This window comes from Butyrivibrio sp. VCD2006 (assembly GCF_000423925.1).
Classification (GTDB): domain Bacteria; phylum Bacillota; class Clostridia; order Lachnospirales; family Lachnospiraceae; genus Butyrivibrio.
On record NZ_AUIX01000022.1, the window covers coordinates 1 to 26,098 of the forward strand.

The following is a 26,098-nucleotide window of genomic DNA, read 5'->3' on the forward strand; positions in this document are numbered from 1 at the left end:
GTTTTTTTGGAAAACAATTCCATGACCAATCATACCACAAATTAAGTCATCGAAATACCATAAACTAAACCAATTAAAACCCTTGAATCACGCGGTCTGAGATTGTTTTTTGACAAATAATATTATAAAATGGAAAAGATTTATAAGCAGTTTTTCAAAATGGATGGATTTATTATGGGAGATTACGATAATTTATACAATGCCGGTAACAAAATACTAAAAGAAGTTACCAAAGCGGTTGAAACCGGCAATTATGACAATCTTAGTGTTTCACTGAAGGTCTCGATCGAGGATGCAGTTAAGGCTGCAAAAGCTAATCCTTCACAGAATTTCAGAGGCAGGGCATCAACTGTCAGAACAGTCAATTATGCCAGCAGAGCCAGAGCTAGAAGGACACCGTTTTTTACCAGGAAAATCGGATTAGGCTACGGTACAGGCAAGGTCATTGGCGGTATTATCGGCGCCGCAATGTTTGGAATGACAGCACTTGCAGCTATCGGTGACTGGCCTGCATTTGCAATCTGTGCGGTTGCTACAGCAGCATTTGCTCTTCTTATAAAGAGAGGTTCTGAAGAGAAGAAGCTGGCAAGGATTTTTAACAAATATGGACGTATTCTTGGGGATTCTGAGTTCTTCGCGGTCAGTGATCTTGCTATGGCAGCAGGTGAGCGTTCGGACGTTGTTCTTAAAAATATCAAGAAAATGATGGATAAGGATTTTCTTCCGACAGCCAGATTTGACAGAAATGAGACTACGGTAATGCTTTCCGAGAGGGCTTTTGCTCAGTATCTCAAAGCTGAGAAGTCCAGACAGGACAGAGAATTAGTACAGGCTCAGAATGCAGCTAATCAGCAGCGTTTTCAGGCTGAGAGTACAGCTAATGTCACAGATCAGGGTGCAAAGTCCATTATTGATGAGGGCAATGCATATCTCGAGACTATCCGCAAGATAAATGATGCGATTCCCGGTGATGAGATGAGTGAAAAGCTTTATCAGCTCGAGAATATCATGAGGAAGATATTCAAGCAGGTTGAGAAGGAACCTGAGTGCGCGGATGATCTTAAGAAGTTTATGAATTATTATCTGCCCACTACCACAAAGCTTTTGAATGCATATGTGGATCTGGACAGACAGCCTGAGGTTGGTGAGAACATCATTAAGACCAAGAAAGAGATCGAGGATGCTATCGATGTAATTATTGATGCTTTTGAGAATCTTCTTGATAGTCTTTTCCAGGATATGGCATGGGATATTTCTTCAGATATATCAGTAATGAAGACAATGATGGCGCAGGATGGGCTTACTCCTGACAGCTTCATGTCACAGCCCGTTCCGGAGCCTGTTCCGGTACCGGCAAGGAGCGCAGCCCCCGCACAGGGTATGATGGCTCAGAGCGCACCGCTTACTTTTGATGGCGCAGCTTATCAGGCAGCACCTGATGTGCAGTCACAGGAGCAGGCAGCGCAGGATGGAAAGGTTGAACTTAAATTTTAACCATGGAGGAGATCCATCCATTTTTAGTCGTTAATGTTTGTTTTTTGAAACATTTTGATAAGAAATTATAAGTTGGAGGAAGTAAAATGGGAGACGAGTTTAAAGAGTTTGAGAATTCAGCACCGACGCTGTCTTTTGACGCACCGGTTGCTGAGGCAGAAGCACCTGCAGCGCAGGCAGCACCTACCGCTACGGTTGATCCGCAGGAGGCACAGCTTTCTGCAGAGGAGATGAAACAGGTAGACGCTTTCGTGGATCAGATAGATATCACTAATTCACAGGCTGTTATGAACTATGGTGCAGGAACACAGAAGAAGATGGCAGACTTTTCAGAGAAGGCCATTGATAATGTCCGCACAAAGGATATGGGGCAGGTCGGCGATATGATCGCAGGTCTGGTAACAGAGCTTAAGAGCTTCGAGATCGAAGAGGATGAGAAGGGACTTAAGGCCTTTTTCAAAAAAGGAACAAATAAGGTTACCGCCCTCAAGGCAAGATACACAAGCATCGAGGGTAATGTTGAGACCATCAGCAATGAGCTTGAGCGTCATCAGATGCAGCTCATGAAGGACGTTGCTACACTGGATAACATGTACAAGCTCAACCTTAACTATTACAAAGAGCTTTCAATGTACATCATCGCCGGTAAGAAGAAGCTTGAGCAGGTTAGAGCAACAGATCTTGTTGCAGCTCAGCAGAAGGCTGAGGCTTCAGGACTTCCTGAGGATGCACAGGCAGCTAAGGATCTTGCTTCTCTTTGCGACAGATTTGAGAAGAAGATCTATGATCTTGAGCTTACACGTACAATCGCTATGCAGACAGGTCCTCAGATCCGTATGGTTCAGAGTGCTGATACAGCAATGGCTGAGAAGATTCAGTCAACAATCGTTAACACAATTCCTCTTTGGAAGAACCAGATGGTTATCGCTATCGGTATCGAGCATTCCGCACAGGCTGCTAAGGCAGAGCGCGAAGTTAACGATATGACCAATGCTCTTCTTAAGAAAAATGCTGATATGCTCAAGGTTGCTACAGTTGAGGCTGCTAAGGAATCAGAGCGTGGTATCGTAGATATGGAGACACTTAAGCATACTAACGAATCACTTATCTCAACTCTTGATGAAGTCATGAGAATACAGACTGAAGGTAAGGAAAAGAGAAGAAATGCAGAAGCAGAGCTCGCTCAGATCGAGGGACAGCTTCGTGAGAAACTCCTTCAGGCTGCTAAGAACTGAGGATAATAGAAACTCCTTCAGGCTGCTAAGAACTGAGGATAATAGAAAGTCCTTCAGGTTGCTAAGAACTGAGGATAATAGAAAGTCCTTCAGGTTGCTAAGAACTGAGGATAATAGAAGTCCTTCAGGTTGCTAAGAACTAAGGAAAAGGAAGAAAATCCTAAAGCCTTCTCCCTTTGGGAGAAGGTGTCAGCGAAGCTGACGGATGAGGGCTAAAAATGGAACAGAAAATGAAAGATGAAGTATTAAGAGGCTTCGAGGAGCAATACGGTAAGAACGACAGCGTTAAAGCATATTTCGCTCCCGGACGTGTTAACCTTATCGGTGAGCACACAGATTATAATGGCGGACATGTTTTTCCCTGCGCACTTACAATAGGAACCTATGGCGCAGCTGCTAAGAGAGATGACAGAAAAATGCGCTTCTTCTCCATGAATTTTGACAATGGCAGGATTATTGAGGTTTCTTTGGATGATCTTGAAAAATCCAGAACAGCAGGCTGGACAGCTTATCCTGTTGGCGTTGTCTGGGCTTTTGAGAAGAGAGGCTTCAAGCTCGACAAGGGCTTTGACATGATTATTTATGGCAATATTCCTAACGGCTCCGGTCTTTCATCTTCAGCATCCCTTGAGGTGCTCACAGGATTTATCCTTCGCGACCTCTATGGATTTGATGTGACCAATCAGGATCTTGCGCTTATCGGACAGTATTCCGAGAATAACTTCAACGGCTGTAACTGTGGAATCATGGATCAGTTCGCTGTTGCAATGGGCAAAGAGGAGAATGCAATTTTCCTTGATACTGCAGATCTTTCATTTGATTATGCGCCCATTAAGCTTGAAGGTGCCAAGATCATAATCAGTAACACTAATAAAAAGCATAAGCTTACAGATTCTGCCTACAACGAGAGAAGAAGTGCCTGTGAAGAGGCACTCGCTGAGCTTCAGAAGGTAGTTGATATCAAGGGACTCGGTGATCTTACAGAGGAAGAGTTCGAGGCTCACAAGGATGCCATCAAGGATGATGACAGACGAATCAAGGCTAAGCATGCAGTTTATGAGAATCAGAGAACAATCGAAGCTGTAGCAGCTCTAAAGGCAGGTAATCTCGAGAGATTCGGTGAGCTTATGAAGCAGTCACACATCTCACTTCGTGACGACTATGATGTCACAGGTGTTGAGCTTGACACCCTGGCTGAGGAAGCTTGGAAGATTCCGGGAGTTATCGGCTCCAGAATGACAGGTGGCGGTTTCGGTGGATGCACAGTTTCAATCGTCAAGGACGAGGCAGTCGAGGAATTCAAGGAGAAGGTAGGTAAGGCTTATCGTGAGAAGATAGGCTACGACGCAACCTTCTACACTGTATCCATCGGTGGAGGTCCCGCAGTAATTTAATAGAAAAATAAAACAGCCGATTTTGCTTTAATCAGCAATCGGCTGTTCTCATTTTTTATAGAATGTTATGGATAATCTTACGCAAACTGCTCATTTGCGGGTACCTCTCCCAATGCTTCATGGAGAATGGAGAGGATGTTTTCCTTGCTAAGAGAATTCAGGGATTCCGCAACGGGAATAAGTGATCTTATTTTAGCAGAGGATTCGGAACTGCTAAGTGACAGCTTGTTTTTATAAAGATCACAAAGGAGCTTGTAGGTAGCGGTCACATCGGTTTTTGTTGATATGGAAAACTCAAGTACATCGGTAGCTTCTTTATATAAAGAAGCGTCATACAGCTCTTTTCCCCATTTCTGGAGATTAGTTACAAGAGTTGTATAGTTTTGATCATAGGTTGTGAGCGATGTAATGTTTGGAGCTCCGTATTCCAACTTGAGGTCAGTGTTGGTGATTCCGGTGAGATTTACGATCTTCTGATCGGCGAGACGAGTGATGGTTCTTTCGCAAAAATCAATCTCGTCGTTACCCTTCACAGCGCCGAAAGGAAGCTTATCCAGAGGGACCCTGATATAGTTCAGAGAATCAAGGCTTTTCCTTCTGGTGCTGTTGGCCCTTAGCTCTTTATCCCAGAAATCTTCTTCGTTTTTACGGATTTTAGCATCATTTCTGTGGATGGCTATATTGGTGAGGATGACGATAAGTATAAAACTTGTAAAAACTGGTAATCTCATTTATAATATCCTTTCAGAAAATGAGGAGAAAAGCATATGTTTAAGTTTTTTAATTCCGGTAAAAGAAGAAAGATAATATCAGCAATTATTATCATGGTTCTGATACTTGCACTGGTTATTCCGCTTGCAAGTAGCTTTTCTTTCTGATTATATAACACCGGCATTTGCCAGGAAAGTGGCGAAATGGAGAAGTTTATGAAAAAATTTATGTTTCTTTGTCTGATGGCGCTTACGCTTGCTCTTGTATACCCGGCAGGCAGCGCAGAAGCTGCTTCAGATACTATTCATCAGGGTGTTTTTATTGGTGATGTTGATGTTTCGGGCATGACAACTGCGCAGGCGACTGAGGCTGTTAATCAGTACATTGAGCAGCTGCGAGCAAAGAACGTAACACTTAGAGGCAAAAATGAGGGGCAGAGCGTCACAGTCACAATGGGTGACTTTGGTCTCGGGTGGGCCAATCCCGGGGTTGTTGATGAAGCTTTTTCGCTTTGCAGAGCGGGCAACATCATACAGCGCTACAAGGCAATTAAAGACCTTGAGCACAGTACACAGCGTTACAATATTGAGTATTCTTTCAATGATGACGCTATCTACCAGATCCTGGAGGTTAATTGTGCACCATTTAATGTTTCAAAGGTGAATTACAATCTTACTAAAACATCAGAAGGTTTTAATATTTCAGAAGGCCAGACAGGTTATATCCTTGATGAGCGGACGTCCCTTGTCAATATTAAGGACTTTGTGCAGAATAGTTGGGATCACAACGATTGCGCAATAGATGTGGTCATCGATGAGGATTTACCTCAGGGTAGCTATGAGGAGCTTAGTCAGGTTAAGGATGTTCTCGGAACATTTACGACAAGCTATTCATCATCAGGTGCTGCGAGAAGTGCCAATGTTGCCAACGGATGCAGCCTTATTAATGGAACTACGATTTATCCCGGAGAGGAGTTCTCTGTTCTTGATACAATCACTCCTTTCACAGAGGCTAATGGATATTTCCCTGCAGGTTCATACCTGAACGGTATAGTTGTAGAGAGTGTCGGAGGCGGAATCTGTCAGGTTTCAACTACGCTTTATAATGCGGTACTTAAGGCTGAGCTTGAGGTTACAGAGCGCCATAATCATTCAATGATCATCAACTATGTTGAGCCTTCAATGGATGCGGCAATCGCTGAAAATGGTGGAAAGAACTTCAAATTCGTTAACAGTACAGAGCATCCTATTTATATAGAAGGTTACACATCATCAGATAAGCACATAACATTTACTATTTACGGAGTGGAGACAAGACCTTCATCTCACAAGGTTGAGTTCCAGAGCGAGGTTCTTGAGACTACGCCTGCAGGTGCCGATCAGGTAGTTGCTGACGGAGGTTCACCCGTTGGTACTGTGAATGTTCAGTCTGCACATATAGGATATAAGGCACAGCTTTGGAAGATCACTTATGAAAATGGTCAGGTAAGCGACAGACAGGTAGTTAATAGCAGTAATTACAAGATGGTACCCAGGATCATCACTGTGGGAACAGCTACAGCAGATCCTACAGCAGCTGCACAGATAGGTACAGCTATCGCAACAGGTGATATAAACCAGATCAAGGCTGTTGCAGGTGCTATCGCAGCAGTACAGCAGGTAGCAGCACAGGGTGGCGACGTTGAAGCCGCACAGGCAGCAGCTGCAGCGCAGGCGGCATCGGCTGAAGCACAGCTTGCAGCTCAGCAGGCGGCACAGGCTGCCGAAGCAGCACCGGCAGAGGCACCTGCAGCTACTCAGGAGGTTGCACCCGCACCTGCACCGGAACAGGCACCGGCTCCAGCTCCTGCAGAGGGAGATACACCGGCACCTATAGATCCTGAACCCGAGGAAGTTCCTCCACCGGCAGAGTAACCTGGATATAGACTAATTGCTACACGTATGAATTTAATAATCTGAAGATACACATGTTTTCAGATAATCTATGGAGCAAATTATATATGAGAATCGGAAAAGTAACTGAGAGCGTACTAAATCGCTCGGTACTTAAGCTTATTAAAAGTGATTCCAATAAGAAAAGCGCAGCTGGCAGGTCAGACTGCGCTTATTCTTTAGATGAAAACGGTGATGGCATTCTTACAGCCGTTTCCACATTTACTGCAGTTTCTTTGGATGCGGCATACTATGCCGTGCACAATGCGGCGAATAATATCTTCTGTCAGGGCGGAAAGCCTCTTATGACAGTTCTAAATATTATGCTGCCGGCACAAGCAGAGGAAGCAGAGCTTAAGTCCATAATGAAAAGTGCCATTAGTTCCACAAATGAACTTGGTATAGCTATTGAAGGTGGTCATACCGAGGTCACGGAGGTAGTGACAAGACCGCTTGTGAGCGCAGTGGTTACGGGCAAGATTCCTTCAAGCGAAGAGCGAGAGGCTCTGCAGAGATCAGATAGACCTACGACAGCTGGCGATAAGAATACAAAGAGGGCCGGTCTTGCCATAGTCATGACCAAGTGGGCAGCAGTTGAAGGCACTGCAATTTTGGCAAAGGAGCAGTCAGAAAAACTTTTAGAGCGCCTTCCTGATTACATGATCAGACAGGCACAGGATTTTAAGAGCCTTGTATCAATTGAAGAAGATGCTAGGATTGCCCTTGAAAACGGAGCATTAGGCCTTCATGATGTATCTTTTGGCGGCATCTTTGCTGCACTCTGGGATATTGCGGCAAGGTACAAATTTGGATTCGAGATTGATCTTAAGAAAATCCCGATAAGACAGGAGACAGTTGAAATAACAAACCACCTTGGTGTAAACCCCTACCTGTTAGTTTCCGGTGGATCGCTGATCATACTTTCTGACGATGGCGAAGCTCTTGTCCGTGCCTTTGAAAATGCCGGCATAAATGCAGCTATCATTGGCTACACCACAGATAACAACAACAAAATCATCAAAAATGATGACGAAACCCGCTACCTCGACAAACCCCAACCCGACGAAATATTGCGGATTACGACTAAATAACCTACGTGATGATAATTTGATCAAAAAATCATCGTGCTTGCATGCTAATTGTCTTATGATAGCTCACAAAAAAGTAAACTAAAACTGCGCTATATTAGTAACCTACCTTGCATGCTTGATTTGTGATAGAATGAAAACGTATATCGCTTGAATTTGATATTTGATGCATGAATGAGTCCTGCCCCTGGTTTTATTAGGCAAAAGTATAATACTTTGCGAGATTTGAACCACGGAGCAGAGACCAATAAATCCCAAGTGCTATTGCACGCAGGGATTTATGTCCTGGGCTCTGCGGAGTTCCCGGTTCAACACGAGCAAATATTATACTTTTGCCGTTTAAAACCCCGGGGCAGGACGGATTATATATAACAAAAGGAGAATAACATGGTAAACAGAGATGAGTTACTTCGTACAATTGACAAGAATAGCCGCATTGGTGTGGATGAACTGGCGGTGATACTGGCCGCGCCCGAGATAGAAGTCGCGAATGAACTCAGAGCCCTTGAAGACGAAGGAATCATCTGTGGTTATCACACAATGATAGACTGGTCCAAGACTTCAATTGACAAAGTTATGGCTCTTATTGAGGTAAAGGTTACACCCCAGAGAGGCATTGGTTTTGATTCCATCGCTGAGCGTATTTACAAATATCCCGAGGTTACCAGCGTATATCTTATTTCCGGTGGCTTCGATCTCATGGTTATGCTTGAGGGCAAGACACTTAAAGAGGTGGCAACTTTTGTAACCAACAAGCTTTCACCGCTTGATACTGTCCTTAGCTGCTCTACACACTTCATACTTCAGAAGTACAAGGAGCACGGAACAATTTTAACTAAAAAATATGAAGATACAAGGGAGATTGTTACACCATGAGGAATCCGCTTTCTGAGAAAATAGTAGAAATCAAGCCCTCGGGAATCCGCAAATTCTTTGATGTTGTAAAATCGATAGACGGTGCAATATCACTTGGTGTGGGAGAACCCGATTTTGATACGCCCTGGCATATAAGGGATGAGGGCATATATTCACTGGAAAAGGGACGTACCTTTTACACATCCAATTCCGGTTTGATGGAACTTAAGGTAGAAATTTGCAATTATTTGAAGCGCAGACAGAATGTTGATTATACTCCTGATAAGCAGGTGCTTGTCACTGTGGGCGGATCTGAAGCTATAGACCTCGCGCTCAGGGCAATGATAGATCCCGGGGATGAGGTTCTTATTCCGCAGCCTAGCTACGTTTCCTATGAGCCCTGCGCAATTCTGGCAGGAGCAAAGCCTGTTATCATTGAGCTTAAAGAAGAGAATGAATTCAGACTTACTGCTGAAGAAATATTGGAGCATGTAACTGATAAGACAAAGATACTGGTTCTGCCTTTTCCCAATAACCCGACAGGGGCAATTATGGAGAGGAAGGATCTTGAGGCTATTGCCAAGGTCATCATAGAGAAGGATCTTTTCGTAATATCCGATGAGATTTACTCAGAGCTCACATATACAGACAAGCATGTTTCAATCGTTGAGATACCCGGAATGTATGAGAGAACTGTGCTTATTAATGGTTTTTCAAAGTCATATGCCATGACCGGATGGAGACTCGGATACGCATGCGGACCTGAGGAGATTCTTACGCAGATGACCAAGATTCATCAGTTCGCAATTATGTGTGCTCCGACAACCAGCCAGTATGCGGCTGTGGAGGCATTGAAGAACGGCGATGAAGATGTGGCAATGATGCGTGAGCAGTACAACCAGAGAAGGCGCTATCTAATTAATGAGCTTAGAGGAATGGGTCTTCCCTGTTTTGAGCCTTTTGGCGCATTCTACATTTTCCCTTGCATTGCTTCGCTTGGAATGAGTAGTGATGATTTTGCTACGAAGCTTCTTCAGGAGGAAAAACTGGCAGTCGTACCGGGAACAGCATTTGGTGACTGCGGTGAAGGCTTCATTAGAATTTCTTATGCTTATTCATTGGATGACCTGAAAAAGGCAATGGAGAGGATGAGGAGATTTATTGAGAATCATAAGTAATCTGTATTAGCAGATTAGAATAGATGGTAGTGAAAAAAGATCAGAGGGGTTTATGGAAGACAATAAGGAAAAACAGGATGACGTGAGGCTGGACCCTGAAAAGAGTCCCATAGCCAGAGCGGATTTCATGAGAGAAAAGATCAAGCAGCGTCCCATCAATAAGAAGAAGCTCCTTAGGAGAACTCTTATAACAGTGACGATGGCTGTTGTTTTTGGTGCGGTTTCCTGCCTGACTTTCGTTTTTCTCTCACCGGTTATAAACAATAAACTGTATCCCGAGGAGACACCTGCTCCTGTGGCTTTGACCGAGGAGACTGTTGATGATGAGATGCAGCCTGAGGATATGTATGCCGATGACAGCGCCATTGCAGCAGAGGCGGCCAGCGTTGCTATTGATATGGCATCAAGTGAGCTGTCCAGAATGCAGAAGGAGATGACTTCGCATCAGGCTGACTCTACAGATTATCTGGACATGTATGCATCTCTTAAGAGTGTTGCTACAAATGCTGAAAAGAGTCTTGTAACTGTCACATCTACAACTTCAGATACTAACTGGATCAACAATCCCTATGAAAGTGAGGGACAGACTTCAGGTGTCATTGTTGCAGACAACGGGGCGGAGTATCTGATTCTTGTTCAGACAGGGGCAATCAGTGATCAGGGATCCATTCAGGTTACGTTTTTTGACGGAACCGAGAGTAGCTCACGAATCAAGATGAGCGATCAGGTGACAGGACTTAGTATTCTTGCGGTAAAATACAAGGATGTTCCGGAAACTACCAGAAGCAACATTTCTGCAGCACCTCTTGGAAGTTCCAAGACAGGTGGCGTTACCGGTACCCCTGTTATTGCGGTAGGTAGTCCGATCGGTACGCAAGGATCCATAAGCTACGGTTTTGTCACATCTGCCAATTCTTCACTTAATCTTGCAGATTCAAATTATATGCTTCTTACGACCGATATGAATGGTAGTACCAATGCCAGTGGTGCGATCATCAATTTGTCAGGCTCGGTTGTAGGCATCATTGATATGAAATACAACAATTCCGCTATGCCTTATGTTCTTTCTGCGGTTGGAATCACGGAGCTCAGGGCTCTTATCGAGGATCTTTCTAACGGAAAGGGAAGAGCTTATCTTGGAATCCACGGACAGACTGTGCCTAAGGATGTTCAGGAAAGTGCTGCTGTTCCTGCAGGGGCATATGTAACAAGGACAGATATGGACTCACCGGCAATGCTTGCGGGAGTTCAGAGCGGAGATATTATAACTGCTGTAAATGGCGAGGAAGTTTTGGGATTTGATACATTTGTTTCAAGGCTTAGGGAAGTTAAGGCCGGAAACGAAGTTACTCTTACATTAATGAGACAGGCTGCTGAGGGCTATGCGGAGCTTACAATAGATATAGGCTCCGAGACTACTTCTGACAGCGGAGAGTAATTATTTGATATAAGCGCTGCATTTTGATAACTAATGGTAAATCATTTGCAGCGGAGGAAGATAAAGGTTTTAGAAAGAGGAATAAAATGAAGTTTATTAAGGATTTAAAAGATGGGGACAGAGTTGCGGATATCTATTTTTGTAAGCATATCCAGGCAGCTACTACAAAAAACGGAAAGACCTATTATTCCGTAACTTTGCAGGATAAGACAGGAACTGTCGATGCAAAGATTTGGGACCCCAACAGTGAAGGAATAGATGAGTTCGATGACTTTGACTATATCGATGTTTTCGGAGAGGTTACCACATTTGCGGGTGCGCTTCAGGTCAATGTAAAAAGAGCTCGTCTTTGCAGAGAGGGCGAGTATGATGAATCTCTCTATCTTCCTGTTTCTTCCAGGAACAATGATGAGATGTACAAGGAGCTTTTGTCCATCATTAATACAGTTGGAAACCAGTATCTGAAGGCCCTTCTTCAGGCACTCTTTGTTGAGGATGAGGATTTTTTGAAGGCTTTTCGTAAGTCATCTGCTGCAAAATCAGTGCACCACGGCTTTGTTGGCGGACTTCTTGAGCACACCTTAAGCGTTACAAAGATGTGTGACTATTTTGCAAAGACATATCCCGCGATCAACAGAGATCTTTTGATCACAGCAGCTCTTTGTCATGATATAGGAAAAACGAAGGAGCTTTCACTTTTCCCTGAGAATGACTATACAAATGAGGGTCAGTTCCTCGGACATATCGTCATGGGTAGTGAGATGGTTTCCGATAAAATTCGTAACATTAATGGTTTTCCGGTGCTCTTAAAGCAGGAGTTACAGCACTGCATACTTGCGCATCACGGAAAATACGAGTATGGCTCACCTAAGATGCCTGCTATCATTGAGGCTCTTGCGCTTCACCTTGCGGACAACACGGATGCCAAGCTCGAGACATTTACTGAGATACTTAATAACACAAATGAAGTAGGTTGGCTCGGTTATAACAGACTACTTGAGAGCAACCTGTTCGACACCAGGGTTGAATCATAATGAATGAAAAAGTTTTGCACGTACTTGAGTACGATAAGATTATTGAACAATTAAGCGAACATGCGACCTCAGAGCCCGGAAAAAGGGCCTGCAGGGAGCTTTTGCCATCCTCGGATCTTCGTGAGATTCAGAGGAATCTTAATAAAACGGAAGCCGCAATTTCCAGAATTTTCAAAAAGGGATCGGTTTCCTTTGGAAGTAACAGAGACATCAGTGGCTATCTTAAAGCACTGAAGATCGGAAGCTCACTTGATGCACCGCAGCTTCTGAATATTGCAGGTTTTTTGGATAATGTTAACAGAGTTAAGAGCTATGGAAGGTCGGATAAGGAGGACGATAGCAGAGATGTCCTTTCTGATCTTTTTGACGGATTAGAGCCCCTTACACCTGTGTCAGGAGAGATAAGGCGCTGTATCATTTCCGAGGATGAGATATCCTCTGATGCGAGTCCGGCGCTCAGACATATCAGAAGAGATATCCAGATTACCGGAGACAGAATTCACGACCAGCTTGGAAAAATGGTTAATGGTTCACTTCGCTCCTATCTGCAGGAGGCGGTTGTTACCATGCGCGGTGACAGATACTGCATCCCGATCAAGGCGGAGTATAAAAGTCAGGTGAACGGTATTGTTCATGACCAGTCATCCACGGGGTCAACACTTTTTATTGAGCCCGCTGTTATCGTTGAGTTAAATAATAAGCTTCGTGAGCTTGCCGCAATGGAGAAGGCTGAGATAGAGGTTATTCTTGCCAGGATTTCAGCGGAAGTGGGGAGCTACCTTACCGCTCTTTCGGATAATGCGGCTATTATGACGGAGCTGGATTTTGTTTTTGCCAAGGCATCACTTGCTCTTTCACAGAATGCGATAACACCGATTTTCAATGAGAATCACTATTTCAATATCATTAAGGGGCGTCATCCTTTGCTTGATAAGAAAAAAGCGGTTCCGATTGATGTGTATGCAGGCAAGGATTTTGACATGATAATCATCACAGGTCCCAACACCGGAGGTAAGACGGTTACATTGAAAACCGTTGGACTTCTCACATTAATGGGACAGGCGGGACTTGCTATTCCTGCGGGTGACAGATCCGAGCTATCGGTTTTCGAAGAGATTTATGCGGACATAGGTGATGAGCAGAGTATTGAGCAGAGCCTGTCGACGTTTTCATCTCATATGACAAATACTGTACATATCCTTGAGAATGCTGACGAGAATTCGTTGTGTCTGTTCGATGAGCTGGGTGCAGGTACAGACCCGACAGAGGGTGCAGCGTTGGCGATCTCCATTTTGGATCACCTTCATAAGCGCGGTATAAGGACTATGGCCACAACTCACTATAGCGAGCTTAAGGTATATGCGCTTACAACAGAGGGAATACAGAATGCCAGCTGCGAATTTGATGTGGAGTCACTCAGACCTACATACAGGCTCCTTATCGGCGTTCCCGGAAAGAGTAATGCATTTGCTATTTCCAAGAGGCTCGGGCTTTCGGATGAGATCATAGAGGCAGCAGGTGCGCAGATTAGTCAGGATAACCGCAAATTTGAGGATCTTTTGACTGACCTTGAAAACAGCAGGGTTACGATTGAAAACGAGCGCATTGAGATAGAGCGCTATAAAAAGGAAGTAGAGAAGCTAAAGGAAGAGCTTCAGGGCAAGCAGACTAAGCTGGATGAGTCCAGGGAGAAGATTCTGCGAGAGGCCCACGAGGAAGCAAGGGAGATTCTGCAGGAGGCCAAGGATGCGGCTGATGAGACCATCAGAACCATGCGTAAGGCTGAGGCAGGTGTTCCCATGCAGGAGCTTGAGAGAGCTCGTCAGAGTGTCAACAAGAAGATTTCAGATAAGAATCAGAAGCTCTCTATCAAGAACAAGCCTGCTCAGGCCGGAGGAAAGAAGCTTAAGCCTTCTCAGATCAAGCTTGGAGAGTCAGTGAGAATCATTTCAATGGGCATGACCGGTACCATCAGTTCTAAGCCCGATAAAGATGGGAATGTCATGGTTCAGTGTGGTATTATGAAATCAAGAGTGCGCATTGATGACCTTGAGCTTGTAAAAGAGGAAAACGGCAGAGATCAGATGAAGAAGTTCTACGGACAGCATAAGATGGATCTGTCCGGAGCTAAGAACATCAAGACGGAGATTAACCTCATCGGACTCAACAGCGCTGATGCAATCGCTGAGCTTGATAAATATCTTGATAGCGCCTATGTTTCACATCTGCCTTCCGTAAGAGTGGTTCACGGAAAAGGATCAGGTATCTTAAGACAGGCCGTACACGACCACTTAAAGGCTGCGCCTTATGTAAAATCATTTAAACTCGGTGAGTTCGGAGAAGGGGACTCAGGAGTAACGATAGTAACGTTCATAAAATAGAATAATTCAAGAATGGGGGCCTTCATCTTAAGCCTTCCCCCTTTGGGGGCGCAAATCGTCCGGGGGACGATTGCTCTGCGCCGACCGAAGCGGAGCGAAGACAAGGTGGCACGTAGTGCCGGATGAGGGGTTGAGGGTATTATGGTAACTAAACAAAAAATCTTAATCGTCGATGACGACAGCAATATCGCAGAGCTGATCTCACTCTATCTTGTAAAGGAGTGCTTTGACACTCTTATTGTAGGTGACGGTGAGTCCGCTCTTACTGCATTTGATACATTTGAGCCTAATCTTGTTTTGCTGGATCTGATGCTTCCGGGAATTGACGGCTACACAGTCTGCAGAGAATTAAGGACAAGGTCACAGACTCCTATAATCATGCTTTCTGCGAAGGGAGAGGTTTTTGATAAGGTACTTGGACTTGAGATGGGTGCCGATGACTATATGGAAAAACCTTTTGATTCAAAGGAACTTGTGGCAAGAGTCAAGGCTGTTCTTCGCAGATACAAGCCTATCGTGGTTGAGCCCGAGCTTTCAGATGACAAGGTTGTGAAATATCAGGATCTTGAGATCAACATGACCAACTACTCTGTAAATTATCAGGGCTCAAGGCTGGATATGCCTCCTAAAGAGCTGGAGCTTTTATATTTCCTCGCATCATCTCCGAATCGTGTTTTCACAAGAGAACAGCTTCTTGATCAGATCTGGGGATATGAATATGTGGGAGATACCAGAACGGTTGACGTTCATATCAAGCGTCTTAGAGAGAAGATCAAGGATCACGAGACCTGGAGAATAGCAACTATCTGGGGAATAGGTTACAAGTTCGAGGTTTCATAACCGGATGAAGCGTACACTATATCTTAAATTTCTAATTGCATATCTGCTCTTTGCCATTTTCGGTTTCATTATGGTAGCGACTTTCGTGTCAAATATGACTATGGAGCACTGCCGCCGTAAAAAGGCAGAGAGCCTCTATGCTGAGGCGACTCAGATTGCAAATACCTACGCAGCGGATCTGTACAACTCTGAGACATCACTTGTTACAGTTCAGCAGCAGTTGTCTGCTCTTTCCAAATACATGGATGGAGCAAGGATATGGATTGTCAATCCTTCCGGACGACTGGTTCTGGACTCATCCAATGTCATTGAGCAGAGTGAGGAGATTAAGGTCAACGGATTTGATCCGACCGCAACGGGAGGAACTTATTATACAATTGGTGACTTTTGGGGTAATTTTGATGAGAGCGTGCTCAGCGTTTTTGCGCCCATCACAGCGAATTATAAGGTTCAGGCCTATGTTATAATCCACACACCCATGAGCCAGATTCGCAGAACATCAGATGAATTCCTTAATATTTCATATCTGATGTTGATTGTCATGTTTTTGCTCTCATTGATAATCCTTATCTTTTTCACAGAGCTCGTGTACATACCGCTTCGAAAGATTACCCAGGCAACCGAGGAGTATGCAGCAGGAAATATGAACTACGAATTCTCGGTGGATTCTGAGGATGAGATGGGTTACCTCGCAGCGTCTCTGTCGTATATGGCAGGCGAGATTGCGAGACAGGAGGAGGATCAGAAAAAATTTGTGGCAAATGTGTCACATGATTTCAGGTCACCTCTTACCTCAATTCGCGGATATATCGAGGCAATGCTGGATGGTACTATTCCACAGGAGATGCATGAAAAATATCTTGGCATCGTTCTCAATGAGACTGAGAGACTGACAAAGCTAACCAACGGCCTTCTGACGCTGAACAATCTGAACGCCCGTGGAATGCTTCTTGAAAAAGCAGATTTTGACATCAATCAGGTTATCCGTAACACGGCAGCTTCTTTTGAAATGATCTGTCTTGATAAGAAAATTGCTATCGAGCTTGTTCTGACGGATGATAAGATGATCGTGAATGCGGACATGAGTAAAATTCAGCAGGTTTTGTATAATCTTCTGGATAATGCCATCAAGTTCAGTCATCACAATTCAATCATCAAGATTGAGACTACAGAGAAAAAGAGCAAGGTTTTTGTCTCCGTGAAGGATAGCGGAATCGGAATTCCCAAGGAAGACCAGAAGATGGTCTTTGAGAGATTCTATAAGTCCGATGCCTCCAGAGGTAAGGATAAAAAGGGCACAGGACTTGGCCTTTCAATTGTAAAAGAAATCATCAAGGCTCATGGAGAGAATATAAATTGTATCTCAACAGTTGGCGTCGGAACGGAGTTTATCTTCTCCATCCCGAAGGCAGCCTCCATGGATAGTGATGAGGAAGTTTAATAACAATAAAGCCTTCCCCTTGGGGCGCAAATCGTCCGGGGGACGATTGCTCTGCGCCGACCGAAGCGGAGCGAAGACAAGGTGGCACTAAGTGCTGGATGAGGGGCTAATAAGGAGATCATATGCATATAGTACTACACCAGCCGGAGATTCCCCAGAACACAGGTAATATAGGAAGAACCTGTGTTGCGACGGGAAGCTCGCTGCATTTAATAGAACCACTGGGCTTTGCCCTTCACGGAAAAGATTTAAAGCGTGCGGGCATGGACTATTGGGATAAACTTGATTACACAAGATACATGAATTATGAGGAATTTAAGGAGAAGCATCCCGGAGCAAAGGTATGGCTTGCTACAACCAAGGCTAAGCGTTCTTACACAGAAGTGAGCTTTGGAATGGATGACTATATCATGTTTGGCAAGGAGAGTGCCGGAATTCCTGAAGAAATCCTTGTGGACAATGAAGAGGACTGCATCAGAATTCCCATGGGACATGATATCAGATCCCTGAATTTATCTAATTCAGTGGCAATCGTTTTATATGAGGCGCTTAGACAGAACGGGTTCCCTGGAATGGAAGAGGAAGGGGAGCTCCATAGGCTAAAGTGGAATAACTAAAGCCATTCCACAGGAAGAATTGAGAGATTGACATACTTCCCCTGTGGAAGGATAGAGAGATTTATATGCCTTCCCCTTGGGGGGCGCAAATCGTCCGGGGGACGATTGCTATGCGCGGACCGAAGCGGAGCGAAGACGGTGTCAGCGAAGCTGACGGATGAGGGGCATAAAGGAGACAACGTGGCAAAAAAAGACAACTCACCCTACCAGAAGGGGCAAGAATTTTTAATAAAAATTGAAGATTTTGGAAACGACGGAGAGGGTATTGGCAAGATTGATGGCTATACCCTTTTTGTAAAGGATGCGGTAATCGGAGATCTGGTGAAGGTCTCTATCATGAAGAGTAAGAAAAATTATGCTTACGCTCATCTTGATGAGATCATAGAGCCCTCGCCTTTCAGAGTGGATCCGCCCTGTCCTGTATCAAGAGCCTGCGGTGGCTGTCAGATACAGAACCTTTCCTATGAGAAACAATTGGAATTTAAGAAGGACAAGGTCAGAAATAACCTCATAAGACTAGGTGGATTCGATGCTGAGTTTATAGACGGGATTATGGAGCCTGTTATTGGAATGGAGGATGAGAAGGGAGAGATTCCCGCCTACTTCAGATACCGCAATAAGGCACAGTTTCCTATAGGCACAGATAAAAATGGTATGCCTATAGCAGGCTTTTATGCGGGAAGAACTCATTCGATAATTCCTGTAAAGGACTGCCTTCTTGGCGTAGAGGAGAATCAGGAAATACTGGAAATTGTCCTTGATCACATGAAGAAAAACAACATCCCTGCTTACAATGAAGAGACAGGCAGAGGAATTTTTCGTCATGTGCTGATTCGCAAAGGCTTCACAAGCGGCGAGATAATGGTGTGCATAGTCATTAATTCAGCCGGAGATAATAAGAAGAATAAGAAAAATAACCGGAAAGAGGGATTAGATACAAACGGGGAATACATCAAAAATCAGCAGAATCTGATAAGCAGACTCGCTTCGATAGATGGAATAAAGAGCATATCGGTTAACATTAACAACGAAAAGACAAACGTAATTCTTGGAAGAGAGCTCCATACTATTTGGGGTGAGGATTCGATAAGAGATACTCTTTGCGGAATTGAATTTTCTATTTCGCCTCTATCTTTTTATCAGGTGAATCCCATTCAGACGGAGAAGCTTTACAATACAGCCATATCCTACGCAGGACTCACGGGAAAAGAGACCGTCTGGGATCTCTACTGCGGAATCGGGACCATCAGCTTGTCAATGGCCAGGAAAGCAGGACACGTCTACGGCGTTGAGGTTATTCCCCAGGCTATTGATAATGCAAAAGAGAATGCTGTGAATAACAATATAAAAAATGCGACATTTTATGTAGGAAAAGCCGAGGAAGTCTTGCCTGCTTTTTATGAGAAAAAGGTGATTGATACGGATGACAGAGAAAAAGCTCTTCATCCGGAAGTTATTGTAGTTGATCCACCACGAAAGGGGTGCGATAAAGACTGTCTTGATACGATGTTAAAAATGGCACCTGACAGAATCGTGTATGTTAGCTGTGATTCTGCTACTTTATCAAGAGATTTAAGAATACTTGTAGATGGTGGGTACGAGCTTAAAAGGGTACGCCCTTGCGATATGTTCCCCAACACTGTTCATGTAGAGACTGTAGTGTTGCTCACAAGAGTGAACTAATAGAAATCCTTGAATTTACGCACTTTTTCGAGCATTTCACGTTTGATAAGACTGATTATTCTGAGCGTGGAAAGCACATGAAAAAGTATATTCGGGTAGTTGTAGCTGTCGAACTCGTTACAGTAGGTGCAAAAATAGAGCCTACGTCGTGACAGTAGTGCACTACCTAAATATGTCTGAAATAAACAAAATAAGAATCGTCGGAAGACGCTTAACTTACAGCATTTCCTGTAGGTTAGGCGTCTTTTTTTGTTTTATTCCAAATCTAAGAAAGGAGGAACGCCAGTGGATTTTAATTATTTTTATGGAAGAGGAGCAGATCAATTTGCTTTTTATCAAATACCCAAGATTTTGATCACGGATGAGAAATTTGCGGGAATAACGATGGAATCAAAAATTCTCTACTCCTTAATGCTGGACAGAGCATCTCTTTCAGCGAAGAATGGATGGCTTGATGAAGATGGCAAAGTGTTCATTTATTACAAATTGGATCGGATTATGACGGATATGCATTGCGCTAATCAGAAAGCAACGAAGATGCTAAAAGAGCTGGAAGAAAAAGCCGGTTTAAGCTATGACTGATTACTGTCATCGAGTGTATTCCGGCAATATTAAAAAGGCTGCATGATTAAAAAATAGTGCATGGAGTGCCAATGGAAAATTGACACTCTGTGCACATGAGTTTATAATTGTGTCATAAAACTTTTGGCATAGGAGGCGTTTATGATAACCACTTTGGAAGAAGCTCTTAAGAGAATAGCTGAACTGGAAGATGAAAATGTAAAGCTGAAGGCTGAACTTGAAAGCTACAGAGGGCGTAAGTTCGCTGGCAGACAGAAACATGATGCTATCTGGAGGGAATCATACAACGATTTTGTGATCAAGTTTGAAGGCGGCATGACAATAATGGAGATTGTTGCCGAAGGCAGGATAAGTAGGAGAACTGCTTATCGCTACAAAGCTTATTATGATGAGCTATGCAAATTAAAAAATAGAAGGGAGTCCGGAGCGGAGTAGTGCTCTGGAAAATGCAGTATGGAAAAAGGAAGTAATTCAAGAAATGTCTCAGTGATCAAGGATGCACTGGGGCATAATGTTGTAATGATTAATGATATCGCTTTTCGTGGAAAGCGGGGAATAAAATGGGTGGATGTTGAAGAATATCTCAGACAATATGTTGGCGAGTTCTACACCATAGCAGAAACAAATGAGGTCGTATACATAGGCACAGATCTTCCGGATGAATATTCACATTCTGAATATACAAATATTCTGAAGGGAACCAATGAGAAGGCAAAGGCTAATGCAGCACAGGGGCTGCCGGAGCTGATTAATACAGCTACAAATATGGTGTTTACGGAAAACTCAAAAGCAAAACATAAGAAAGATGCAATGTATGGCTGGTACAAATATGAATCACGTTTTGCACTTCCTGTGTTTGCAAGTAATGGAGAAGTAGAAAGATATAACGTATTTCATGTAGCGATGATATTGCGACACGCAAAGGATGGAAAAAAGTATCTTTATGACATTATGAACATAAAAAAAGAAACGAGTGACCTTTTCCAGTCCGAAGACCTTACTCAGTAAAAAACCCATTTCTTAAGTCTTATGATAAAGGTGCTAATGGGGATTGTCAACGAAATTTTTTTGGAAAGGATGCATGTATCGGTAAAGAACAAGAAAACTAATTGTTACATCTATACCAGAGTATCAACTGCAATGCAGGTCGATGGCTACAGTATTCTTATCAGCAAGTGTTGGCTTTGCGTAGATGTAGAAGCCATCTTTCTGGTTTTTATAGGAGAGAGCTTTTTCTCTTTTGAACTGAGCTTTCTTTTGAGGATCAGTGATGCGGTTTTCCATAAGGCTTAGAAGAGCTGCTTGGAAAGCATGGCGCATGTATTTGAAACTGAAGAAATCGACCTTGCGCCAGAAACCTGTATCGCCTACTCCACCTTCGGAGATGAGGCAGTGTATATGAGGATTCCACTCAAGCGGCCTGCCAAATGTATGAACATAGAGCGCAACAGGCCGCTGATCCTGATATAGACCGGGAGTTCTGGGATATATATGATCAGGGATTCTCTACTTCTACAGTTAACTGTTTCTACCAGCCTGATCACAATAGCTTTTATATCCTGGCCGGATGGATGGCTGTCGGCGATGTCATATTTGGGGACGATATTACCAATGAAGAGTTCCTGGGGTACGTGGGAACTACTGTGGGACATGAGATATCCCATGGATTTGACAGCCAGGGATCACGTTATGATCTTTATGGAAGAAAATATGATGATGACGGAAATCAAACCGACTGGATGTCTAGTGAAGACAGGTCAAGGCTTGATGAAAGGGTAAGTCAGGTAGGGAACTATTTTTCCCTTGCAAGGCCTATTCCGGGTCAGCAACAGGTTATCGGTAGTTGTATCATTTCTGCTATTCAGGAAAAAGGAGCTGGATTTCTAGCATTTTTTATGAAAAAGTATTTTGTTGCCCAATATTGAGTGAAGTCCCTTAATCTGCTAAAATTTGCAATATGGGGACACAGGAAAAAACTGAGAGATCATCGGATAAACTTAATAATCAGCGAATTTTGCTATTGCTTACTGTGCTCTTTACCATAACAACGCTTGTGGTGGGAGCACTTGTTTTTCGTTTTTATCTTGAAGACTATAGGAAATCTTCGGATGCAACGGAGTACGACAAGTACTACGTTATGATAACGGATAACTATAAGACCGACTTCTGGCAGGCTGTTTACAAGGGTGCTTTCGAAGCGGCGAAGAAGCAGAATATATATGTAGACCTTCTGGGACAGAATATATCCGGACAATATAGCTGCGAACAGCTTATGAAAATAGCAATTGCTTCAAGAGTAGACGGAATAATCGTTTTTGCAAATGAAAACGAAGAGATGACATCACTCATCAATGAGGCAAATGAGAAGAAAATCCCTGTAGTTACGCTGTATAACGACAGCACACACTCAGAGAGACTGAGTTTTGTGGGTGTCGGAAGCTATAACATCGGTAGAGAGTACGGCAGGCAGATTTTCAATATTATTAAGGATAAAAGAACGGACGATTTTGGAAATTCCCAGGCTGCAATCAGACACACAACCACAGATGTTGCGGTTCTTGTAAATACCGATACGAAGGATTCAGGCCAGAACATTATTATCTCAGCTCTGCAGGAGACACTTGAGCAGGAGAATGCGACAGATTCGGAGTTTTCCATATCACTTGTTCCGGTGGATAACAAAAATGCGTTTTCTGTCGAGGAGTCCATCAGAGATATTTTCATGGATAACAATATTCCAGATGTTATCGTGTGCCTTAACGAGCTCAACACAGTCTGTGCTTATCAGGCAGTTGTCGATTTTAATAAAGTAGGAGAAGTTAATATTCTCGGATACTATAATTCTGATGAAATCGTGACAGCGATTTCCAAAAATATCGTCTATGCAACTATTTCCATAGATACTGAGCAGATGGGAAGATATTGCATTGAAGCACTGTCGGATTACTATCATTTCGGTAATACCAGCCAGTATTTCACTGCTGATGTAACACTTATTAATAATGACAATGTGGACGATTTCATAAAAAAAGAGGAGGAGAGCTATGAGTAGATTCTTAAACCTCCCTCTTCAGAAAAAGATCGTCAGCATATATATGCTTGCAAATATCCTGATTTTTATAGTAAACATTTTCCTGATATTCGGAATCAACAGCATGTCCGTTGAGATGGAGATGGTATATCAGGATAATAGGCAGCTCAATGAGCTATCAGAGTCGCTTAACGATGTTCAGGACAGCATGACCGGATATCTCAGCTCCAAGACCACAGATTCTCTGGAGAATTATTATAGAAGTGCTCAGACATTCCAGACGCTCTCAGAGGAGCTTGGCGGAAAAGTGACAGATCTCTCATTTAGTAGAATGAGACGCAACATCAAGAATATGTCTGAGAATTATCTTGATGAGGTTTCGCAGACAGTAGAGGCTAAGCGCGGTAGAAATGTTGAAAAGTACAGAGCTTACTATGAGAGGGCAACTGAACTTTACGAGTATATCAATGCCTACATAGAGAGTCTTAACAACGAGCAGTTTATCAGTAACTCTGAAAACTACACTGAACTAACAGGTGCATTCCGTACATTTGAGAGGATGAGTGTACTGGTGCTTTCGCTTGTTATGATAGGCAATATCATAAGCATTACGCTTATTGTAGGAATGATGATAAGACCTTTGAAGAACCTGGCCGATTCAGCAGATGAAGTCGCAGCCGGTAACTTTGATACCACGCTTCCAAAGACGCCTTATCATGATGAGATCGGTATAGTTACTGCGGCATTCAGTCAGATGGTCATCAGCATTAAGGAGTATATTGAGAGACTTCGAGAGAGTATGGAGAACGAGCGCAAGATGCAGGAAAAAGAGCTCACCATGGAGGCTCACCTTAAGGATGCGCAGCTTAAATATCTTCAGGCACAGATCAATCCGCACTTCCTTTTTAATACGCTAAATGCAGGTGCTCAGCTCGCCATGATGGAGGGAGCTGATAAGACCTATGAATATGTTCAGACGGTTGCCGACTTTTTCAGATATAATGTTAAAAACCACGGCACTGAGGTTACCGTAAAGGAAGAGGTAACACTGGTTGATAACTATATTCAGATACTGAATGTAAGATTTTCGGGAGATATTCACTATCATAAGCAGATAGATGAGAGACTTCTCGGTATAATGATGCCTAACATGATACTGCAGCCTATAGTCGAGAATGCAGTTAACCACGGTATCAGAGAGATGGGAGATAAGGGCGTAATAACTCTGAGGGTCTACCGCGAGGACAATTATGCCTGCATCAGCATATCCGATAACGGAAAAGGAATTGACCAGGAATCTATTGATCAGATTCTGAGCGGCAACTGGCAAAGGAAAGAAAACCAGAACGATAACAATGGTATCGGTATGGACAACATTATTTCCAGACTTCGCATCTACACAGATGATGAGAAGGTTATCACGATGAAGAGCGAAGGAGAAGACAAAGGCTGCGAGATTACCATAAGGCTGCCTTTTGAAAATGTATAAGAAGGTTGCGGCAGGATGCTGCAATGAGAGAAGGTATAAAGGGGTACTATGTACAGAATCATGTTAGCTGACGATGAGGGTATCGTCATTGATTCAATGAAATTCATTATTGAAAAAGAATTTGGCAGCAAGTGTGATATTGAATTTGCCAAAACCGGAAGAAGTGTAATAGAGCTTGCTGAGCGCTTCAGGCCCGATATTGCCGTGATGGATATTCACATGCCCGGCATAAATGGTATCGAAGCCATGAAAGAGATCAAGAAGTTTTCGGCGAATACAATTTTTATCATAATGACTGCCTATGATAAGTTTGATTATGCCAAGGAAGCTATCAAGCTTGGAGTTATGGACTATATCAATAAGCCTGTGGACAGGATGAAGGTCATCGAGGTCCTAAGAAAGGCTATGTCCCAGATTGATCATGAGCGTGAGAAGAGAAGTAATGACCTTCTCATCAAGGAAAAGCTTGAGACGGTCGAGCCTATAATCGAGAACGGACTGATATATGATATTCTGCTCCAGGAGCATTTTGATGAGGATATCGACAGTTATAAAACAATTCTTGGAATCAGTGAGAATTATGGTTATATGTTGGCGATTGTCTGCGGTGATTCCCAGGAGGGAAACCACATGACAAATGCTGTAGGAAGCTCTGTAAAGCTCTCGGGTAAATACAAGGAGATCCGTGATTGCGTAAAAGAGTTCTTTGACTGCAAAATAGGAAACGTAATGGCCAACAAGATCGCAGTGCTTGTGCCGCACTCAGGAAACAAGTTCGAATACGCAGAGAGAACCGAGGCTGTTGATAAGGCAAGGGATCTTGCCAGATATTTAAGGAAAAAAACGGACATAAAGTTTCGCGTGGGAATAGGAAAAGTGAAGCCCTTAAGAGAGCTTGGCGATTCATATCACGAGGCTCTTAATGCCCTAATTGCGACAACGGGAACGGTTGCTCATGCAGACGATCTTCCCATAAGCTGTGATTATGATGAGGGTTATCCTATCGATCTTGAGAAACCGCTTTTTGAGGCAGTTTCCAAGGGCGATATCGATGAAGCTGTAGTAATTGCCAATAAATATGCCGATTGGATGAGTGCATCCGTTGCCGATGGCGATGTGATGGCCATGAGACTTAAGGTCCTGGAGTTTTCACTCTATGCAGAGCACCTTATGTATTTAAACGGTGGACAGACCTATCATTATCAGGGCAGAAATCACTATCTTCCCGAGATAATGGCGCTTGAAACAACGGATCAGCTAAGGGAATGGTTTGTTGATAAGATTTCCACCGCCTGCAGAAATGTATTTGTTAAGCGGGAGGAAAAATCAACAGACGCTATAAAAACAGCCAAGCGCTATATTGAGGATAATTACGCCAAGGACATTTCACTTGATGATGTTTCAAGAATAGTGAATATCTCTCCCTATTATTTCAGCAAAATATTTAAGGAAGAGAGCGGCTGTAACTTTATCGAATACCTGACCAATGTCAGAATGGAGAGGGCTAAGGAGCTTCTGGATAATTCAGATCTGTCCATGAAGGAAATCTGCGCTATGTGCGGATACACTGATCCCAACTATTTCAGCAGAAACTTTAAGAAGAACGTGGGTGTGACCCCTACAGAATATAAGGATGGTAAGACTCCGGCGAAGACATAAAAACCGGGGAAGACTGA

22 protein-coding genes and 1 pseudogene are annotated in these 26,098 nt (G+C 43.5%); 21 read left to right on the forward strand and 2 right to left on the reverse strand.

Annotated elements, in window-relative coordinates; translation table 11 throughout:
- Positions 1-129: 129 nt before the first annotated feature.
- From G586_RS24865 to G586_RS0109385, 3 genes are all read left to right on the forward strand, one after another.
- A complete protein-coding gene (locus G586_RS24865) occupies positions 130-1,494 on the forward strand; it encodes a 5-bromo-4-chloroindolyl phosphate hydrolysis family protein (RefSeq protein WP_051204682.1) in 1,365 nt (454 codons plus the stop codon).
- An 86-nt stretch (positions 1,495-1,580) separates the two neighbouring features.
- The gene (locus G586_RS0109380) at positions 1,581-2,729 is read left to right on the forward strand and encodes a toxic anion resistance protein (protein WP_026527561.1); all 1,149 of its coding nucleotides are present in this window, start codon (positions 1,581-1,583) and stop codon (positions 2,727-2,729) included.
- Positions 2,730-2,959: 230 nt separating this feature from the next.
- Positions 2,960-4,123, forward strand: coding sequence for a galactokinase (locus G586_RS0109385; RefSeq protein WP_026527562.1), 1,164 nt, complete (start codon positions 2,960-2,962; stop codon positions 4,121-4,123).
- Positions 4,124-4,200: 77 nt separating this feature from the next.
- On the opposite strand, the gene G586_RS0109390 is transcribed toward G586_RS0109385, so the two are convergent.
- Positions 4,201-4,854 carry a hypothetical protein gene (locus G586_RS0109390; RefSeq protein ID WP_026527563.1) on the reverse strand — a complete coding sequence of 218 codons (654 nt, stop codon included), beginning with the start codon at positions 4,852-4,854 and terminating at the stop codon, positions 4,201-4,203.
- A gap of 195 nt (positions 4,855-5,049) precedes the next feature.
- Here G586_RS0109390 and G586_RS22370 point away from each other — a divergent pair, with 195 nt between their 5' ends.
- The 14 genes from G586_RS22370 to G586_RS22390 all read left to right on the forward strand — a co-directional run bounded on the left by G586_RS22370 (position 5,050) and on the right by G586_RS22390 (position 20,910).
- A complete protein-coding gene (locus G586_RS22370) occupies positions 5,050-6,747 on the forward strand; it encodes a VanW family protein (RefSeq protein ID WP_196811572.1) in 1,698 nt (565 codons plus the stop codon).
- Positions 6,748-6,833: 86 nt separating this feature from the next.
- Entirely contained in the window at positions 6,834-7,856 is a 1,023-nt protein-coding gene (locus G586_RS0109405; protein ID WP_026527564.1) for an AIR synthase-related protein, read from the forward strand.
- A gap of 384 nt (positions 7,857-8,240) precedes the next feature.
- A complete protein-coding gene (locus G586_RS0109410) occupies positions 8,241-8,729 on the forward strand; it encodes an Lrp/AsnC family transcriptional regulator (protein ID WP_026527565.1) in 489 nt (162 codons plus the stop codon).
- Positions 8,726-9,886 carry a pyridoxal phosphate-dependent aminotransferase gene (locus tag G586_RS0109415; protein WP_026527566.1) on the forward strand — a complete coding sequence of 387 codons (1,161 nt, stop codon included), beginning with the start codon at positions 8,726-8,728 and terminating at the stop codon, positions 9,884-9,886. Before G586_RS0109410 ends, G586_RS0109415 begins: the two co-directional genes overlap by 4 nt.
- A 52-nt stretch (positions 9,887-9,938) precedes the next feature.
- On the forward strand, positions 9,939-11,324 hold the full coding sequence (locus tag G586_RS22380) for a S1C family serine protease (RefSeq protein WP_051204683.1): 1,386 nt from the start codon (positions 9,939-9,941) through the stop codon (positions 11,322-11,324).
- Between the two features lie 86 nt (positions 11,325-11,410).
- Positions 11,411-12,358, forward strand: a complete 948-nt coding sequence (locus G586_RS0109425; protein ID WP_026527567.1) for a 3'-5' exoribonuclease YhaM family protein — start codon at positions 11,411-11,413, stop codon at positions 12,356-12,358.
- Positions 12,358-14,739: an endonuclease MutS2 gene (locus G586_RS0109430; protein ID WP_026527568.1), complete on the forward strand. Its 2,382-nt coding sequence runs from the start codon at positions 12,358-12,360 to the stop codon at positions 14,737-14,739. Before G586_RS0109425 ends, G586_RS0109430 begins: the two co-directional genes overlap by 1 nt.
- Positions 14,740-14,880: 141 nt before the next feature.
- Entirely contained in the window at positions 14,881-15,579 is a 699-nt protein-coding gene (locus G586_RS0109435; protein ID WP_026527569.1) for a response regulator transcription factor, read from the forward strand.
- 4 nt (positions 15,580-15,583) lie between these two features.
- Entirely contained in the window at positions 15,584-17,020 is a 1,437-nt protein-coding gene (locus G586_RS0109440) for a sensor histidine kinase (RefSeq protein WP_026527570.1), read from the forward strand.
- Positions 17,021-17,142: 122 nt separating this feature from the next.
- Positions 17,143-17,637 carry a tRNA (cytidine(34)-2'-O)-methyltransferase gene (locus tag G586_RS0109445; RefSeq protein ID WP_026527571.1) on the forward strand — a complete coding sequence of 165 codons (495 nt, stop codon included), beginning with the start codon at positions 17,143-17,145 and terminating at the stop codon, positions 17,635-17,637.
- Positions 17,638-17,817: 180 nt separating this feature from the next.
- Complete coding sequence (rlmD, locus tag G586_RS0109450) at positions 17,818-19,320, forward strand: 23S rRNA (uracil(1939)-C(5))-methyltransferase RlmD (protein WP_081674309.1); 1,503 nt, start codon at positions 17,818-17,820, stop codon at positions 19,318-19,320.
- A gap of 285 nt (positions 19,321-19,605) precedes the next feature.
- Positions 19,606-19,902, forward strand: a complete 297-nt coding sequence (locus G586_RS22385; protein WP_051204684.1) for a replication initiator protein A — start codon at positions 19,606-19,608, stop codon at positions 19,900-19,902.
- A gap of 141 nt (positions 19,903-20,043) precedes the next feature.
- Positions 20,044-20,337: a hypothetical protein gene (locus G586_RS0109460; protein ID WP_026527573.1), complete on the forward strand. Its 294-nt coding sequence runs from the start codon at positions 20,044-20,046 to the stop codon at positions 20,335-20,337.
- Between the two features lie 18 nt (positions 20,338-20,355).
- Positions 20,356-20,910 (forward strand): hypothetical protein, encoded by a 555-nt coding sequence (locus tag G586_RS22390; RefSeq protein ID WP_035772911.1) that lies wholly within the window; start codon positions 20,356-20,358, stop codon positions 20,908-20,910.
- A gap of 147 nt (positions 20,911-21,057) precedes the next feature.
- On the opposite strand, the pseudogene G586_RS25595 reads toward G586_RS22390, so the two are convergent.
- Positions 21,058-21,339 (reverse strand): annotated as a pseudogene (locus tag G586_RS25595) (transposase); the annotation flags it as partial.
- Here G586_RS25595 and G586_RS0109475 point away from each other — a divergent pair.
- From G586_RS0109475 to G586_RS0109490, 4 genes are read left to right on the forward strand one after another with little or no spacing between them, the layout of a single operon-like run.
- Positions 21,330-21,827, forward strand: a complete 498-nt coding sequence (locus tag G586_RS0109475) for a M13-type metalloendopeptidase (protein WP_026527575.1) — start codon at positions 21,330-21,332, stop codon at positions 21,825-21,827. The pseudogene G586_RS25595 and the gene G586_RS0109475 overlap by 10 nt on opposite strands.
- Positions 21,828-21,859: 32 nt before the next feature.
- A complete protein-coding gene (locus tag G586_RS0109480) occupies positions 21,860-22,954 on the forward strand; it encodes a substrate-binding domain-containing protein (RefSeq protein ID WP_026527576.1) in 1,095 nt (364 codons plus the stop codon).
- The gene (locus G586_RS0109485) at positions 22,947-24,422 is read left to right on the forward strand and encodes a sensor histidine kinase (protein ID WP_026527577.1); all 1,476 of its coding nucleotides are present in this window, start codon (positions 22,947-22,949) and stop codon (positions 24,420-24,422) included. Before G586_RS0109480 ends, G586_RS0109485 begins: the two co-directional genes overlap by 8 nt.
- A 48-nt stretch (positions 24,423-24,470) precedes the next feature.
- A complete protein-coding gene (locus tag G586_RS0109490) occupies positions 24,471-26,081 on the forward strand; it encodes a helix-turn-helix domain-containing protein (protein WP_026527578.1) in 1,611 nt (536 codons plus the stop codon).
- Positions 26,082-26,098: the final 17 nt, after the last annotated feature.

Coding starts and splice junctions, on each gene's coding strand:
- G586_RS24865 (WP_051204682.1), top strand. CDS start 130: ATGGAAAAGATTTATAAGCAGTTTTTCAAAATGGATGGATTTATTATG.
- G586_RS0109380 (WP_026527561.1), top strand. CDS start 1,581: ATGGGAGACGAGTTTAAAGAGTTTGAGAATTCAGCACCGACGCTGTCT.
- G586_RS0109385 (WP_026527562.1), top strand. CDS start 2,960: ATGAAAGATGAAGTATTAAGAGGCTTCGAGGAGCAATACGGTAAGAAC.
- G586_RS0109390 (WP_026527563.1), bottom strand. CDS start 4,854: ATGAGATTACCAGTTTTTACAAGTTTTATACTTATCGTCATCCTCACC.
- G586_RS22370 (WP_196811572.1), top strand. CDS start 5,050: ATGAAAAAATTTATGTTTCTTTGTCTGATGGCGCTTACGCTTGCTCTT.
- G586_RS0109405 (WP_026527564.1), top strand. CDS start 6,834: ATGAGAATCGGAAAAGTAACTGAGAGCGTACTAAATCGCTCGGTACTT.
- G586_RS0109410 (WP_026527565.1), top strand. CDS start 8,241: ATGGTAAACAGAGATGAGTTACTTCGTACAATTGACAAGAATAGCCGC.
- G586_RS0109415 (WP_026527566.1), top strand. CDS start 8,726: ATGAGGAATCCGCTTTCTGAGAAAATAGTAGAAATCAAGCCCTCGGGA.
- G586_RS22380 (WP_051204683.1), top strand. CDS start 9,939: ATGGAAGACAATAAGGAAAAACAGGATGACGTGAGGCTGGACCCTGAA.
- G586_RS0109425 (WP_026527567.1), top strand. CDS start 11,411: ATGAAGTTTATTAAGGATTTAAAAGATGGGGACAGAGTTGCGGATATC.
- G586_RS0109430 (WP_026527568.1), top strand. CDS start 12,358: ATGAATGAAAAAGTTTTGCACGTACTTGAGTACGATAAGATTATTGAA.
- G586_RS0109435 (WP_026527569.1), top strand. CDS start 14,881: ATGGTAACTAAACAAAAAATCTTAATCGTCGATGACGACAGCAATATC.
- G586_RS0109440 (WP_026527570.1), top strand. CDS start 15,584: ATGAAGCGTACACTATATCTTAAATTTCTAATTGCATATCTGCTCTTT.
- G586_RS0109445 (WP_026527571.1), top strand. CDS start 17,143: ATGCATATAGTACTACACCAGCCGGAGATTCCCCAGAACACAGGTAAT.
- G586_RS0109460 (WP_026527573.1), top strand. CDS start 20,044: ATGATAACCACTTTGGAAGAAGCTCTTAAGAGAATAGCTGAACTGGAA.
- G586_RS22390 (WP_035772911.1), top strand. CDS start 20,356: ATGGAAAAAGGAAGTAATTCAAGAAATGTCTCAGTGATCAAGGATGCA.
- G586_RS0109475 (WP_026527575.1), top strand. CDS start 21,330: ATGTATGAACATAGAGCGCAACAGGCCGCTGATCCTGATATAGACCGG.
- G586_RS0109480 (WP_026527576.1), top strand. CDS start 21,860: ATGGGGACACAGGAAAAAACTGAGAGATCATCGGATAAACTTAATAAT.
- G586_RS0109485 (WP_026527577.1), top strand. CDS start 22,947: ATGAGTAGATTCTTAAACCTCCCTCTTCAGAAAAAGATCGTCAGCATA.
- G586_RS0109490 (WP_026527578.1), top strand. CDS start 24,471: ATGTACAGAATCATGTTAGCTGACGATGAGGGTATCGTCATTGATTCA.